Consider the following 15,090-nt stretch of genomic DNA (forward strand, 5'->3'; position numbering starts at 1 on the left):
GTGAGCGACCTGAGCCTGATCCGCAATTTTTCAATTATTGCCCATATCGACCACGGCAAGTCGACCCTTGCCGACCGCTTCATTCAGATCTGCGGGGGGCTGACCGAGCGCGAAATGGCCGCCCAGGTACTGGATTCGATGGATCTGGAGCGTGAGCGCGGGATCACCATCAAGGCTCACAGCGTCACGCTGTACTATCCCGCGAAAGACGGTAAGACCTACCAGCTCAACTTCATCGATACCCCCGGTCACGTGGACTTCCATTACGAAGTCAGCCGTTCGCTGGCTGCCTGTGAAGGTGCGCTGCTGGTGGTCGATGCGGCGCAGGGCGTCGAGGCGCAATCGGTAGCGAACTGTTATACCGCTATCGAGCAGGGCCTCGAAGTCATGCCGGTACTGAACAAGATCGACTTGCCCCAGGCCGAGCCCGAGCGAGTCCAGGCCGAGATCGAGAGCGTGATCGGCATCGATGCCACCGACGCGGTGACCTGCAGTGCCAAGAGCGGTCTGGGTGTCGAGGACGTGCTGGAGCGTCTGATCCAGGTGATTCCGCCGCCGCAAGGTGAGATCGAGGCGCCCTTGCAGGCGCTGATCATCGATTCCTGGTTCGACAACTACCTGGGTGTGGTGTCGCTGGTGCGGGTCAAGCAGGGCCGTATCAAGAAGGGTGACAAGGTGCTGGTCAAGTCCACTGGCCGTGTTCATCAAGTGGACAGCGTGGGTGTGTTCAACCCCAAGCACACCGAAACCGTGGACCTCAAGGCCGGTGAAGTGGGCTTCATCATCGCTGGTATCAAGGAGATCCAGGGCGCGCCGGTGGGCGACACCCTGACCCTGTCCAATACACCGGACGTGGACATGCTGCCGGGCTTCAAGAAGGTCCAGCCGCAGGTCTATGCCGGCCTGTTTCCAGTCAGCTCCGATGACTTCGAGGATTTCCGCGATGCTTTGGAGAAACTGACGCTGAACGATGCCGCGCTGCAGTACGAGCCGGAAAGCTCGGACGCGCTGGGTTTCGGTTTCCGGATCGGCTTCCTCGGCATGCTGCACATGGAGATCATCCAGGAGCGGCTAGAGCGCGAGTACGATCTGGACCTGATCACCACCGCGCCCACCGTGGTGTTCGAGGTATTGAAGAAGGACGGCGAGGTGATCTATGTCGACAACCCGTCCCGCCTGCCCGATCCCTCGCTGATCGACGAAATGCGTGAACCCATCGTGCGGGCCAATATTCTCGTGCCTCAGGACCATCTGGGCAGCGTTATTACCCTGTGTATCGAAAAGCGCGGCGTACAGCAGGACATGATCTTCCTCGGCACTCAGGTCCAGGTCATCTACGACCTGCCGATGAACGAGGTGGTACTGGACTTCTTCGACCGCCTGAAATCGGTCAGCCGCGGCTATGCATCCCTCGATTACGCCTTCGACCGTTTCCAGGCCGCCAAGCTGGTGCGGCTCGATGTGCTGATCAACAACGAGAAGGTCGATGCCCTGGCGTTGATCGTGCACCGTGACAACGCAGCGTTCCGCGGACGGCAGCTGGTCGAGAAGATGAAGGAATTGATTCCGCGGCAGATGTTCGACGTGGCCATCCAGGCCGCCATGGGCGGGCAGATCGTGGCGCGGTCGACCGTCAAGGCGCTGCGCAAGAACGTTCTGGCCAAGTGTTATGGTGGCGATGCCAGCCGTAAGAAGAAGCTGCTGGAAAAGCAGAAGGCCGGTAAGAAGCGGATGAAGCAGGTAGGTAATGTGGAGATCCCGCAGGAAGCTTTCCTGGCTGTCCTGAAAGTGGATAACTAGGATTGCTGATGCTGGTTCGTTATTGCAGCGGCGCGCTCATCAACCGACCCCAGGGGTAACGCAAGACCGATTATGCATATCAACTTTCCGCTGTTGCTGGTGATTGCCGTGGCTGTCACCGGCCTGTTGGCTCTGCTGGACTACCTCTGGCTGGCACCCCGGCGCCGCCGCGCGATGGCGGCCTATGAAGCCCAGGTGACGACTGTCGATCCCGTTACTCTGGGACGGCTGAACAAGGAGCCGTTGCTGGTCGAGTACGGCAAGTCCTTCTTCCCGGTGTTGGCGGTGGTGTTGGTGCTGCGTTCCTTCCTGGTTGAGCCGTTCCAGATTCCCTCGGGATCGATGAAACCGACCCTGGAAATTGGCGATTTCATCCTGGTCAACAAGTTCTCCTACGGTATTCGCCTGCCGGTGCTGGAAACCAAGATCATTCCGGTAGATGATCCGCAGCGGGGTGATGTCATGGTGTTCCGCTACCCGAACGACCCGCGGATCAACTACATCAAGCGCGTGGTGGGCCTGCCCGGTGACCATATCCGTTACGCCGACAAGCGATTGTTCGTCAACGGCGAGCCGGTGGAACGTGAGCTGCTGCATACCGTGGAAGATGATGAAGTGCCGGTTGGCCATCCGTTACAGGCAATGGCCAAGGTCGATCTGTACCAGGAACAATTGGGCGAGACCGCCCACCAGGCACGTTACAAGCGTCTGTCACAGACGCCGCCGGAGCGGGAATGGACCGTGCCCGAGGGGCATTACTTCATGGTTGGTGACAACCGTGACAATTCCAATGACAGTCGCTACTGGTCCTCTCCCGATATGCCGCGGGAGTTGTGGGGCATGGTTCCGGACAATTATATTGTCGGCAAGGCCTTCGCTGTATGGATGCACTGGCCAGAACCCAAACTGAGCAATCTGCCAAGCTTTTCCAGAGTCGGGCTGATCAACTAGGTACCGCGGCGTCACGCGCGATACCTAGCGGTGATCCTTCTGCCACGGAGACGGCAGTACATCAATAACATCAACAACGGACGTACGAGGTTATCCATGCGCGACTCTCAGAAAGGCATGTCTTTTTTCGGCTGGCTGGCGGTATTGGCCCTGCTGGTATTTGGCGCGGTCACTGCGATGAAGCTGGTACCGATCTACCTGGATCATTTTGCACTGCGCAAGATCGTCACCGCGGCGAATGAAGACCCTTCGGTCAAGATCAATTCCCTGCGCGACCTGCACTCGCATATCAACAAAGGGATGCAGATCAATGGTATTCGTGATCTCAAGGCGGAAGACGCGATCACCGTGACCGGCAGCGGAACCAATACCTATACTGTCGTTATCAAGTATGAGGTGCGTGCACCCATGCTGCGAACCGTGGACCTGTTGGTCCATTTCGATGAAACCCATATTGTCAGACCTCTAAAGTGAGCAATAAGCTAGACCGACTGGAAAGAAAGATAGGGTACAGTTTCAAGGACCAGGACCTGCTGGTGCTGGCGCTGACCCACCGCAGCCTGGGTGGGCGCAATAACGAACGCCTGGAGTTCCTTGGCGATTCAATTCTCAACTTTGTCGCTGCCGAAGCGCTCTTCGAGCGCTTTCCGCAAGCGCGGGAAGGCCAGCTGTCGCGCCTGCGGGCGCGCCTGGTCAAGGGTGTGACCCTGGCCGAGCTGGCCAAGGGTTTCGAGCTGGGTGAATATCTGCGACTGGGATCAGGCGAGTTGAAAAGCGGTGGCTTCCGTCGTGAATCCATCCTCGCCGACACCACCGAAGCCATCATTGGTGCCATCTACCTGGACAGTGGTATGGAGGCGGCCCGCGAGCGTATTCTGCTGTGGTTGACCGCGCATATCGAAACCCTGACCCTGGTGGATAACAACAAGGATCCCAAGACCCGCCTGCAGGAGTATCTGCAGGGGCAGCACAGCGAGCTGCCGCAATACGAAGTCATCGATGTCAGCGGCGAGGCCCATTGTCGGGTATTCCGCGTTGAATGCCGGGTGGCGTTGATGACTGGACAGACATTTGGCGTCGGCAGCAGCCGGCGTCTGGCCGAGCAGGAAGCCGCAAGAAAAGCCCTGGTCGCCATGGGCGTGGAGAAAGTCAATGAGTGATACCGCACCGCGCTGTGGCTACGTTGCCATCGTCGGCCGACCGAATGTGGGCAAGTCGACTCTGCTCAATCATATCCTCGGGCAGAAGCTGGCGATCACCTCGCGCAAGCCGCAGACCACCCGGCACACACTGCTCGGCATCAAGACCGACGGCGATGTGCAGGCCATTTATGTGGATACCCCCGGCCTGCACAAGGAAAACGACAAGGCGCTGAACCGCTTCATGAACAAGAGCGCCTCGCAGACCCTGCGCGATGTGGACGTGGTGCTGTTCGTGGTCGATCGCATGCGCTGGACCGACGAGGACGAATTGGTCTGGAACAAGGTGCGTCATCTGGAACGCCCGGTCATCCTGGTGGTGAACAAGGTCGACCGGCTGGATGACAAGAAGGACATGCTGCCCCATCTGGAATGGTTGACCCAGCAGCTGCCCAACGCCGAGGTGGTACCGGTTTCCGCGCTGCACGGGCGCAACATCGATCACCTGCAGGCGGTAATCGCCGGGCTGCTGCCCGAGGGCGAGCACTTCTATCCCGAAGATCAGTTGACCGACCGCAGTTCGCGCTTTCTTGCCGCCGAACTGGTGCGCGAGAAGGTCATGCGTCAGCTCGGTGCCGAGATCCCCTATCAGGTCGCGGTCGAGATCGAACAGTTCAAGCAGGAAGGCAAGGTGCTGCATATCCATGCCCTGATCCTGGTAGAGCGTGAAGGTCAGAAGAAGATCATCATCGGTGACGGCGGCGAGCGCATGAAGAAGATCGGCCAGGAAGCCCGTCTCGACATGCAGAAGCTGTTCGGCAGCAAGATCATGCTCAATCTGTGGGTCAAGGTACGCCGGGGCTGGTCCGATGACGAGCGCGCGCTGAATTCGCTGGGTTATCGATTCGACTGAGTCATGCAAGACTCCCTGAGTCCGGCCTACGTCCTGCATAGTCGCCCGTACCGGGACAGCAGTGCGCTGGTCGATCTTCTCACCCTGCACCATGGTCTGCAGCGCGTGGTCTGGCGTGGTGCGCGGGGCCAGCGGCGCAAACTGGCTCCGCAACCCTTCATGCCGCTGCTGGTGGGCATGGTTGGCCGCAGCGACCTGAAGACCCTGACCCAGGCCGAAGTCGCTGGAGGCTTCGCCCAGTTGCAGGGCCAGGTACTGTTCAGCGGCCTCTATCTCAATGAACTGCTGGTGCGCCTGCTGCGCACTGGCGATGCCCAGCCACTGTTGTTCGCCGCCTACCAGGGTGCCCTGGAACAACTGGCTCAGGGCGACCGCGTGGAACCCATATTGCGCCGCTTCGAATGGCAACTGCTGGCCATTCTGGGCTATGGTTTCAGCCTGACCGAGGATGCCAATGGCCAGCCGGTCGGTGCGCAGCAGCGGTATGTCTGGCACGCCAGCGATGGATTGCTGCCGATTCATGATCCGCTGCTGGCTGACGCCGGCCTGTCCGGTGCGGCGCTATTGGCGATGGCTGCCGATGACTGGAGCGCCACGACTACCCTGCGGGTTGCCAAACAGCTGATGCGCCAGGCACTCGGCGTGCATCTCGGCGATCGACCTTTGGTCAGCCGTCAACTTTTTGCCCGGCAACCTTCACCCCGTAAAGGAGATGAACAGTGACTCAACCGCAACGCGTACTGCTTGGTGTCAACATCGATCACGTGGCGACCTTGCGCCAGGCCCGTGGTACCCGTTACCCGGACCCGATCCAGGCGGCCATTGAGGCGGAGCAGGCAGGGGCGGATGGCATCACCGTGCATCTGCGCGAGGACCGTCGGCATATCCAGGAGCGTGACGTGCGTCTGCTGGCCGAGGTGCTGCAGACGCGGATGAATCTGGAAATAGCGGTGACCGAGGAGATGCTCGCCTTCGCCGACGAGATTCGACCGGCCCACGTTTGCCTGGTACCCGAGCGGCGTGAGGAGCTGACTACCGAGGGCGGTCTGGATGTGGCCGGCAACGCTGCGCGCATTCACCAGGCAGTGGAACGGCTGGCCGGCTACGGCTGCGAAGTGTCCCTGTTCATCGATCCCGATCCGCGGCAGATCGAGGCGGCACGGGATGCCGGGGCGCCGGTCGTCGAACTGCATACCGGGCATTATGCCGAGACCTCCGGCAGCGAGCAGGAACAGGCTCTGCGGCGCATCCGCGAAGGGGTGGCTTACGCCCGCAAGCTGGGGTTGGTGGTCAATGCCGGGCACGGTCTGCATTACCACAACGTCGAGCCCATCGCGGCAATTCCCGGCATCAACGAACTGAACATCGGCCATGCCATTATCGCCCGTGCGCTGTTTTCCGGTCTGGCGGGCGCGGTGGGCGAGATGCGGGCGCTGATCATGGCGGCAGAAGCGTCACAGTGATCATTGGTATTGGCACCGACCTGGTGCTGGTCAGCCGCATCGAGGCGGTACTGGGGCGGCAAGGGGAGCGCTTCGCCGAGCGCATTCTGACGCCAGCGGAACTGCAGCGGTTTCGCGCCCATTCCCAGCCTGCTCGTTATCTGGCCAAGCGCTATGCGGCCAAGGAAGCCATACTCAAGGCGCTGGGTACCGGCCTCGCCAAGGGCATGTCATGGCAGCACATGCAGATCGACAACGATGACCTGGGCGCGCCCTGCGTAGTGCTCAGTGGTGTCGCCCTGCAGCGCCTCCAGCAAGGCGGTGGTGGGCGCATGCTGTTGTCGATCAGCGACGAGCGCGAGCAGGCCCTGGCGTTCGCCCTGTGGTCAGTTGGGAACGCCTAGTTGGGGACGCCTAGTCGGGGACGCCTAGTCCGCTGACGTCTCGAGCAGCCGATCGATGGCCGCCAGCAGGGCAATGATCGCACTGCGACTGTCCTGGCCTTTCTTCAACAGCGTTTCCGCTTCCTGGCAGCACTCCCGCAATTCCGGCACGCCGCAATAGCGGCTGGCGCCGTGTAGCTTATGCACGCGATCAAGCAGTGCATCCTGCTGCTCCTGATCCATTGCCTGACGGATGGCCTGGTGATCCTCGGGCAGGCCTTGCAGCAGCATCTGCAGCAGGTCATCGGCCAGATCGGCTTTGCCGGCGGCCAGTCGCAGACCTTCTTCCGGATCGATCGCTGCCAATAGCTGCTGCTGCGGCTCGGCGGCGGTCGTCGTCTCGTCAATGCCGGCAACATCAGTGGGGGGGGATGCCGGTGCCGGCAGCTGCGCCGTCGGGGCCATGCCGGTCCACTTGTTCAGGCTATGGCGCAGTTGTTCGGTGGTGATCGGCTTGCTCAGATAGTCATTCATGCCGCATTGCAGCAACTGGCGGCGTTCACTGTTCAGCGCATGGGCGGTCAGTGCCACTATGGGTACTGGATCGAAGCCGGCAATATCCTCGCGCACACGCAGTTCGCTGGTGGTCTGGCGACCGTCCATGCCGGGCATCTGCACATCCATGAAGATCAGGTCGACCATCTGCTCAGTCAGCAGCTCCAGGGCTTCCTCGCCGCTGGTCGCCGACAGGGTTTCCACGCCCAGGTCCGCGAGGAAGGCCTCCAGGAGCTTGAGATTGGCCAGATTGTCATCCACGCACAGTACCCGCAGTGCATGGGGCCGCTGGCGTGGCAACGGGACCGTGGTCATGGGGTCGTCGCCCAGCAGATGCATCACGGCGCGGTACAATTTACGGGTGCAGACCGGTTTGGAGACTGTCTGGCACATGGAGCGCGGCAGTTGGTCGAGCAACGGGTAGTGCTCGGTGGTATCGGTCAGCACTATCGATTTGCAGATGCTGAATTCGGCCCACTGGCGCGCCATTTCCAGGGTGTCGCCCGGCGCGGTGGTGGTATGGCGCACGCTGACCAGCGCCAGCTGCAGGGAGTCGTCCCGGTTGGTGCGCGAAGTGAGTGCTTCGTGCAGCTCCTGGGGATTGTTGAACACCCGCACCGACAGGCCGAGGTCCTCCAGGCTGTGCAACAGCATCTGGCGGCTCAGCAACTGAGGTTCAACCAGCGCGGCGCGCATGCCCAGCAGGGGCTTTTCCGGTAATTCATCCTCGCCGTGGGCGGACCGGGTCAGCCGCAGGGTCAGCCAGAACTCGGAGCCTTCGCCCGGCTGGCTGCGCAGGCCGATCTCGCCGTGCATCTGCTCGACCAGACGTTTGGAAATGACCAGCCCCAGACCGGTGCCGCCGGTCTGCCGGGAAATGGAGTTGTCGGCCTGGCTGAAAGCCTTGAACAGGGATTTCTGCTGGGTCGGCGACAAGCCGATGCCGGTGTCGTTGACGCTGATGCGCAGCAGCACCTGGTCGGCGTCCTGGTGTTCGGCCATCACTCGCACGCTGACCGAGCCCTCATGGGTGAACTTGATGGCATTGCTGATGAGGTTGGCGAGAATCTGCTTGAGCCGCATGGGGTCGCCGCTCAGGCCCAGCGGTGTATCACGGTAGATGATGCTGACCAGTTCCAGGCCCTTGTCGTGAGCGCTGGGCGCGAGCATGGTCAGGGTGTCGTCGATCAGGTCGCGCAGATTGAACGACAGGTTCTCCAGGATCAGCTTGCCGGCCTCGATCTTGGAAAAGTCCAGGATCTCGTTGATGATCGCCAGCAGGTTGTCGGCGGATTTCTCGATGGTTGACAGGTACTCCTGCTGGCGGCCGCTCATCTCAGTGCGTTGTAGCAGGCTGCTGAAGCCGAGGATGCCATTCAGTGGCGTGCGCAGCTCATGGCTCATGTTGGCGAGGAATTCGGATTTGATGCGACTGGCCTCCTGGGCAGTCTTGCGCGCCAGATCCAGTTCGATGTTCTGGATTTCGATGGTCTCCAGGGTCTGGCGCAGGTCTTCGGTGGCCTGATCGATGTTCTGTTGGAGTTCGCCCTGGGCGCTCTGCATGGTCTGCGCCATGGTGCTCACGCCCAGCGCCAGGTCATCCAGCTCGCGGCTGCCTTGCTCGCCCAGGCGAATATCGAAATGCCCCTGGCTGATCTGTCGAATGGCGGCGTTGATCCGCGCCATCGGGTCGGTAATGCGCCGCCCCATGACGGTGACCACCAGGCCGGTGAGCGCGAGGCCGAGGATGATGGTCACCAGGGTCGCCAACAGGCTCTGGTAGCGGCGCAGCAGCATATTGCCGTGGCTCAGTTCTACCTCCAGCCAGCCCAGCAGGCTGTCGGCGGCAATCTCCGGGTGGGCCTGGCGGTTGGTCAGTTCCGGGCCGGCCAGCAGCGGCATGAGAAAGCGGCTGCTTTGCTTGCTACGCTGGATCTGCAGGCCGGTGCCGGCGGTAATGTCGATGCCGGTGAGTGGATCGCCGGCTGGATACATCAGCGGGCCGCGATGCTGCAGTGGTCGCATGTCGGCATCATGCAGGCTCAGCGAACGGACATCGGTATGGTTGAGGCCGGTATTGAGCAGCCTGCCGAAGCGGTCTATGTCGCCCTCCAGCAGAGCCTCGGCGGCGGGTCGCTGCAGGTACTCGATGGTCATTAGGCCACGATGCAGCAGTTGCTCTTCCACTTCACGCATCTGCTGCCAGGTAAAGTAGCCGCCCAGCGCCAGAGCTATCAGTCCGGTCGGGATGAGTGTCATCAGCAACAGCCTGGCCTTGAGGCCCAGGTTGCGGCGTGATCGTGCGGAAAGTTCGGCGGGCCCTGGCTTGTTCAATGTGTATATCCCTTTCCCTGTTGCCGGTATCATAGAGCAAAAAGCACCGCCGGACAGCGCATCCGGATTTCGCTCTAGTTTCGCTCTACCTGAAGGATGAATGATGAATAGCGAGTTTCCAACCATTGCCGACTGCATAGGCAATACGCCCCTGGTTCGGCTGCAGCGCATGGCGGGCGAGACCGGCAATACCATTCTGCTGAAACTGGAAGGCAACAATCCTGCCGGTTCGGTCAAGGACCGTCCCGCCCTGTCAATGATTCAGCTGGCTGAGCAGCGCGGCGACATCCAGCCCGGCGATACGCTGATCGAGGCGACCTCCGGTAATACCGGCATCGCCTTGGCGATGGCGGCGGCGGTCATGGGCTACCGGATGATCCTGATCATGCCGGAAAATTCCAGCGACGAACGCAAGTGGGCAATGTCGGCTTATGGCGCCGAGCTGATCCTGGTCAGCAAGGAACAGGGCATGGAAGGCGCCCGTGACCTGGCCGAGGCCATGCAGCGCGAAGGCAAGGGCAAGCTGCTGGATCAGTTTGGCAACCTGGACAACCCCGAAGCGCATTATCGCAGTACTGGCCCGGAAATCTGGCGGGACACCGGCGGTCGCATCACCCACTTCGTCAGCTCCATGGGTACCACCGGGACCATCATGGGCGTGTCCCGCTATCTCAAGGAGCAGAACCCGGCGATCCAGATCATTGGTCTGCAGCCCACCGAAGGCGCGGCGATACCCGGTATCCGTCGCTGGCCGCAAGCCTATCTGCCGAGCATCTTCGACGCCCAGCGGGTGGATCAGGTGGTGGACATGAGCCAGCAGGAGGCCGAAGACACCATGCGCCGGCTGGCGCGGGAAGAAGGTATCTTCTGCGGGGTGTCTTCCGGCGGTGCCGTCGCTGCGGCACTGCGGCTCAATGCCGAGGTGCGTGATGCGATCATTGTGGTGATCATCTGCGATCGCGGTGATCGCTATCTGTCCACCGGGGTATTCGACGACCGCTCATGAACAGATCCCGGGGCAAACCGCGGCGGGCGCCCGATGCGCCTGCCGCCGTAGGACAGCGAATCGAACTCACGCTGGAGCGTCTGACCCACGACGGTCGCGGTATCGGCCGTTGGCAGGGACGCACTGTCTTCGCCGAGGGCGGACTGCCCGGCGAGAAGGTCGACACGCGGGTAGTGCGGGCACGCAGCAAGTTGATCGAGACCCGAGTCATCAAGGTGCTTGAGGCCAGCCCGGAGCGGCAAGAGCCCGCTTGTCCGCACATTGCCCTGTGTGGCGGCTGCAGTCTGCAGCACATGCCTCGTCAAACTCAGCTGGACATAAAACAGCAGGCACTGGCCCAGCAATTGCAACACTTTGCCGGCCTGCAACCGGAGCGCTGGATGCCGGCATTGACGGCCGCAGACTACGGCTATCGCCAGCGGACCCGCCTGTCCATGCGCTGGGACCGACAGGCGCAGCGGTTGGTGGTGGGGTATCGTCAGCGCGCCAGCAGTGAATTGGTGGAGCTGACGCAGTGCCCGGTATTGGTGCCGGTGCTGGATGGCGTGCTCCGCGAACTGCCGGCGCTGCTGCAGCAGCTCGATGCCCGTGCCGGGCTCGGTCACATCGAGCTGATCGCTGGCGAGCATCCGAGCATGGTGGTGCGCCATATGCAGCCACTGTCGGCGGCCGATATCGACCGGCTGCACGGGTTGGCAACAGCCCACGGCCTGGTCTGTCGCCTGCAACCCGAGGCCGCGGGCTCGGCGCAGGCACTGCAGCCAGATGCGCCGGAGCCGGCCTACCGGCTGGCCGACCAGCAATTGGTGTTTCGCTTCGCGGCGGGTGACTTCACCCAGGTCAATGCCGAGGTCAACCAGCAGATGGTTAACCAGGCGCTGGACTGGCTGGCACTGCAGCCTGGCGAGCGGGTGCTGGACCTGTTCTGTGGTGTGGGCAATTTCGCTTTGCCCATGGCGCGCGCGGGTGCGCTGGTGACCGGCGTGGAAGGCAGTGCGGAGATGGTCGAGCGCGCCGGCAGCAACGCGCAACTCAATGGCCTGGCCGAGGTGCACTTTTTCCAGGCGGACTTGTCGAAGCCGGATGCACTCACGTGGAAAGATGATTATCAGGCAGCCCTGCTGGATCCGCCGAGGGATGGGGCTGCCGAACTCGTTGCCGTGCTGGCACAAAGGAAATTGCAGCGCATACTCTATGTTTCCTGCAACCCGGCCACGCTGGCGCGCGACGCGGGCATTCTGGCGGAAGCAGGTTACCGACTGGCGCAGGCGGGGGTGATGGATATGTTCCCCCAGACTGCCCATGTGGAAGCCATGGCACTGTTTGTGTCAGGCAAGGACTGAACGTAATGGTACAAGTCAGAGCAGATCATCCGATCAATCAGGATGGGACTGTCAATCTCGATGCCTGGATCGAGCGGATCCAGGAGCGTGTGCCGCTGCCCGAGCCCCAGATACTCAGGCAGGCCTGTGAATGGGCGGGTGAGCTGGAGGAGGCGGCCGCCCGCACCGAGCACCGTTGGGCCAACGGCGCCAGCAGTTATCGTACCGGTCTGGAAATGGCCGAGATCCTGGCCGACCTCAAGCTGGACCAGGATTCGCTGGTAGCGGCGGTCATCTATCGGGCGGTGCGCGAGCGCAAGACCGAGCTGGCGGAAGTCGAGCGTTGCCTCGGCCCCAACGTCGCGGCATTGGTCGACGGCGTGCAGCGCATGGCGGCGATCAGCGTGTCGCAGAACCCGCCCAAGGCCAATACCTTCAATACCCAATCCCAGGTGGAAAACCTGCGCAAGATGTTGGTCACCATGATCGACGACGTACGCGTCGCCCTGATCAAGCTGGCCGAACGTACCTGCGCCATCCGCGCGGTCAAGGATGCCGATGACGCGAAGCGCTACCGGGTGGCGCGGGAGGTGTTCGACATCTATGCGCCGCTGGCCCATCGCCTGGGCATCGGTCACATCAAATGGGAGCTGGAGGATCTGTCCTTCCGCTACCTGGAGCCGCACAAATACAAGCAGATAGCCCAACTGCTGGACGAGCGGCGGCTGGATCGCCAGGAATACATCGAATCGGTCATGGCCCAGCTGCGTAGCGAGCTGGAAGACGCGGGCATCGAGGGTGATATCTCCGGGCGGGTCAAGCATATCTATTCGATCTGGCGGAAGATGCAGAAGAAGGGCATTGATTTCAGCCAGGTCTATGACGTGCGGGCGGTGCGGGTGCTGGTCCCGCAGGTGCGTGACTGCTATACCGCGCTGGGCATAGTGCACAGTCTGTGGCGCCATATTCCCAATGAGTTCGACGACTATATCGCCAACCCCAAGGAGAACGGCTACCGTTCGCTGCATACCGCTGTAATCGGCCCCGGCGGCAAGGCGCTGGAGGTACAGATCCGTACCCATGCGATGCATGAGGAGGCAGAGCTGGGCGTCTGTGCGCACTGGCGTTACAAGGGCACCGATGTGGACAGCAACTCCACAGCCTACGAAGACAAGATCGCCTGGCTGCGGCAGGTGCTGGAATGGCACGAGGAAATGGGCGATATCGGTGGTCTGGCCGAACAGTTGCGCGTCGACTTCGAGCCGGATCGCATCTATCTGTTCACCCCCGATGGCCACGTACTGGATGTGCCCAAGGGCGCGACGCCGTTGGACTTTGCCTACCGCGTGCATACCGAAGTCGGTCACCACTGCCGGGGTGCCAAGGTCAACGGCCGCATCGTGCCTTTGACCTATGTGCTGCAGACCGGCGAGCAGGTCGAGATCATCACCGGCAAGGCCGGCGGGCCGAGTCGTGACTGGTTGAACGCCAATCTGGGTTATGTGCACACCTCACGGGCGCGGGCCAAGATCCAGCACTGGTTCAAGCAGCAGGATCGCGAGCAGAACGTGCAGGCCGGCAAGATCATGCTGGAGCGCGAGCTGACCCGCATGGCGCTCAATGGTGCCGACTATGCCAAGCTGATCGAGCGCCTGGGCATCCGCAGCCAGGAAGATCTGTTCGCCGCGGTCGGCTCGGGTGACATCCGCATGGCCCATGTGGTCAACGTTGCCCACCAACTGGTCGAGCCGGACCGCCACAGTGAGCAGTTGGATCTCATCCCGCGCCGCCCGAGCAAGCCTGGGCGGCGCGGCGACGTGCATATCCAGGGCGTGGGCAATCTCCTGACGCAGTTGGCCGGCTGCTGCCAGCCGGTGCCGGGTGACCCCATCATCGGCTATATCACCGTTGGCCGCGGTGTGACCGTGCACCGCGCCGACTGCGCCACCGCCATGCAATTGCAGGACCGTGAATCCGAGCGGCTGATCGAAGTCAGCTGGGGCGGCGAGCCGGTGCAGACCTACCCGGTGGAAATCTTCATCAAGGCCTATGATCGCTCCGGCCTGCTGCGTGATGTGTCCCAACTGCTGGCCAACGAGAAGCTCAACGTGTTGGAAGTCAGCACGCACACCAACAAGGATGACAATTACGCCAGCATGCTGTTGACCATCGAGATTCCCAACCTGCACCTGCTGGGTCGCCTGCTGGCGCGGATTGGCCAGTTGCCGAACGTCTTCGAAGTGCGGCGTAACCGCCAGGAGCGGCGTGCATGAGTTATCAACTGGATGATCTGCTGTATCTGATGGAGCGCCTGCGTGACCCCCAGCACGGCTGCCCCTGGGACCTCAAGCAATCCTTCGCCAGTATCGCGCCGCATACCCTGGAAGAGGCCTATGAAGTGGCTGATGCCATTGCCGAGGAAGATTTCGGCCAACTGGCCGGGGAAGTCGGCGATCTGCTGTTTCAGGTCGTGTACTACGCGCAACTGGGCCGCGAAGCCGGGCATTTCGACTGGAATGACGTGGTGGACGGCATTACCCGCAAGTTGGTGCGACGCCATCCCCATGTGTTCCCGGATGGCAATCTGCGCACCCCGCCGGGCACGTTGCGTCTGGAAGAGCAACAGATCAAGGAACGCTGGGAGCAGATCAAGGCCGAGGAGCGGGCCGAGAAGAGCGGCGCGCCGGAGCATCTATCGTTGCTGGAGGACGTGCCGCGTGCCTTGCCGGCGCTGACTCGGGCGCAGAAACTGCAGAAGCGCGCCGCAGCTGCGGGTTTCGACTGGCCTCAGGTGACTCCAGTGATCGACAAGATTGCCGAGGAACTGGATGAGGTGCGGGAGGCCATCGGCCGGCGCGAACACGACGCCGTCGAAGAGGAGCTGGGCGATCTGTTGTTCGCCATGGTCAATCTGGCTCGGCACTTGAAGGTCGATGCGGAAACCGCCTTGCGTGGCGGCAACGAGAAGTTCGAGCGGCGTCTGCGCTACATCGAACAGCAGCTCACCGCCGCTGGCGAGCGCTTTGCCGATACCCCACTGGAGCGGCTGGATGCACTCTGGGACGATGCTAAGGATGAGGGATTATAAGGTACAGATCTGCGCTTATCCCGCCGCGACATGATGTCGCGGCGGCCATCGAAACCTGAGCTTGCGTCAGGCCGGGCCAGCGCTACAGAGAATGGCGGCGCGCCATTGACAAAGCGCAACCGGCTTGTGCATAACCAGCTCTGCGTGTATGTTGAAC

General features: G+C 61.8%; 13 protein-coding genes. 12 read left to right on the top strand and 1 reads right to left on the bottom strand.

Annotation, left to right across the window (positions count from 1 at the left end; translation table 11 throughout):
- The 8 genes from lepA (at nt 1) to acpS (ending at nt 6,649) form a co-directional block, all read left to right on the top strand.
- The gene (lepA, locus tag BM267_RS13275; protein WP_036990958.1) at nt 1-1,800 is read left to right on the top strand and encodes a translation elongation factor 4; all 1,800 of its coding nucleotides are present in this window, start codon (nt 1-3) and stop codon (nt 1,798-1,800) included.
- A gap of 72 nt (nt 1,801-1,872) precedes the next feature.
- Nucleotides 1,873-2,751 carry a signal peptidase I gene (gene lepB, locus BM267_RS13280; protein ID WP_074780965.1) on the top strand — a complete coding sequence of 293 codons (879 nt, stop codon included), beginning with the start codon at nt 1,873-1,875 and terminating at the stop codon, nt 2,749-2,751.
- Nucleotides 2,752-2,847: 96 nt separating this feature from the next.
- The gene (locus BM267_RS13285; RefSeq protein WP_036990953.1) at nt 2,848-3,225 is read left to right on the top strand and encodes a DUF4845 domain-containing protein; all 378 of its coding nucleotides are present in this window, start codon (nt 2,848-2,850) and stop codon (nt 3,223-3,225) included.
- Complete coding sequence (rnc, locus tag BM267_RS13290; protein ID WP_036990952.1) at nt 3,222-3,911, top strand: ribonuclease III; 690 nt, start codon at nt 3,222-3,224, stop codon at nt 3,909-3,911. Before BM267_RS13285 ends, rnc begins: the two co-directional genes overlap by 4 nt.
- Nucleotides 3,904-4,803, top strand: coding sequence for a GTPase Era (era, locus tag BM267_RS13295; RefSeq protein ID WP_074780962.1), 900 nt, complete (start codon nt 3,904-3,906; stop codon nt 4,801-4,803). The genes rnc and era overlap by 8 nt, the downstream gene beginning before the upstream one ends.
- 3 nt (nt 4,804-4,806) lie before the next feature.
- A complete protein-coding gene (recO, locus tag BM267_RS13300; RefSeq protein ID WP_074780959.1) occupies nt 4,807-5,526 on the top strand; it encodes a DNA repair protein RecO in 720 nt (239 codons plus the stop codon).
- Nucleotides 5,523-6,266, top strand: coding sequence for a pyridoxine 5'-phosphate synthase (pdxJ, locus tag BM267_RS13305; RefSeq protein ID WP_036990946.1), 744 nt, complete (start codon nt 5,523-5,525; stop codon nt 6,264-6,266). Before recO ends, pdxJ begins: the two co-directional genes overlap by 4 nt.
- Nucleotides 6,263-6,649, top strand: coding sequence for a holo-ACP synthase (acpS, locus tag BM267_RS13310; protein WP_036990945.1), 387 nt, complete (start codon nt 6,263-6,265; stop codon nt 6,647-6,649). Before pdxJ ends, acpS begins: the two co-directional genes overlap by 4 nt.
- A gap of 24 nt (nt 6,650-6,673) precedes the next feature.
- On the opposite strand, the gene BM267_RS13315 is transcribed toward acpS, so the two are convergent.
- Entirely contained in the window at nt 6,674-9,442 is a 2,769-nt protein-coding gene (locus BM267_RS13315; RefSeq protein ID WP_074781126.1) for an ATP-binding protein, read from the bottom strand.
- A 178-nt stretch (nt 9,443-9,620) separates the two neighbouring features.
- On the opposite strand from BM267_RS13315, the gene cysM reads away from it, so the two are divergent.
- Genes cysM through mazG form a run of 4 tightly spaced genes read left to right on the top strand, consistent with a single transcriptional unit; the run spans nt 9,621 to nt 14,933 of the window.
- Nucleotides 9,621-10,523 carry a cysteine synthase CysM gene (cysM, locus tag BM267_RS13320; protein WP_074780956.1) on the top strand — a complete coding sequence of 301 codons (903 nt, stop codon included), beginning with the start codon at nt 9,621-9,623 and terminating at the stop codon, nt 10,521-10,523.
- Entirely contained in the window at nt 10,520-11,866 is a 1,347-nt protein-coding gene (rlmD, locus tag BM267_RS13325) for a 23S rRNA (uracil(1939)-C(5))-methyltransferase RlmD (protein WP_074780953.1), read from the top strand. The genes cysM and rlmD overlap by 4 nt, the downstream gene beginning before the upstream one ends.
- Nucleotides 11,867-11,871: 5 nt before the next feature.
- Nucleotides 11,872-14,118: a GTP diphosphokinase gene (relA, locus tag BM267_RS13330; RefSeq protein WP_036990941.1), complete on the top strand. Its 2,247-nt coding sequence runs from the start codon at nt 11,872-11,874 to the stop codon at nt 14,116-14,118.
- Nucleotides 14,115-14,933, top strand: coding sequence for a nucleoside triphosphate pyrophosphohydrolase (gene mazG, locus BM267_RS13335; RefSeq protein ID WP_074780950.1), 819 nt, complete (start codon nt 14,115-14,117; stop codon nt 14,931-14,933). The genes relA and mazG overlap by 4 nt, the downstream gene beginning before the upstream one ends.
- Nucleotides 14,934-15,090: the final 157 nt, after the last annotated feature.

Origin of the sequence: Halopseudomonas bauzanensis (assembly GCF_900114735.1) — a bacterium.
GTDB lineage: Bacteria > Pseudomonadota > Gammaproteobacteria > Pseudomonadales > Pseudomonadaceae > Halopseudomonas > Halopseudomonas bauzanensis.

Bases quoted from the DNA above. Each gene is read 5' to 3' on its own strand.
- lepB (WP_074780965.1), top strand. From the start codon at position 1,873: ATGCATATCAACTTTCCGCTGTTGCTGGTGATTGCCGTGGCTGTCACC.
- BM267_RS13285 (WP_036990953.1), top strand. From the start codon at position 2,848: ATGCGCGACTCTCAGAAAGGCATGTCTTTTTTCGGCTGGCTGGCGGTA.
- era (WP_074780962.1), top strand. From the start codon at position 3,904: ATGAGTGATACCGCACCGCGCTGTGGCTACGTTGCCATCGTCGGCCGA.
- recO (WP_074780959.1), top strand. From the start codon at position 4,807: ATGCAAGACTCCCTGAGTCCGGCCTACGTCCTGCATAGTCGCCCGTAC.
- BM267_RS13315 (WP_074781126.1), bottom strand. From the start codon at position 9,442: ATGACACTCATCCCGACCGGACTGATAGCTCTGGCGCTGGGCGGCTAC.
- cysM (WP_074780956.1), top strand. From the start codon at position 9,621: ATGAATAGCGAGTTTCCAACCATTGCCGACTGCATAGGCAATACGCCC.
- rlmD (WP_074780953.1), top strand. From the start codon at position 10,520: ATGAACAGATCCCGGGGCAAACCGCGGCGGGCGCCCGATGCGCCTGCC.
- relA (WP_036990941.1), top strand. From the start codon at position 11,872: ATGGTACAAGTCAGAGCAGATCATCCGATCAATCAGGATGGGACTGTC.
- mazG (WP_074780950.1), top strand. From the start codon at position 14,115: ATGAGTTATCAACTGGATGATCTGCTGTATCTGATGGAGCGCCTGCGT.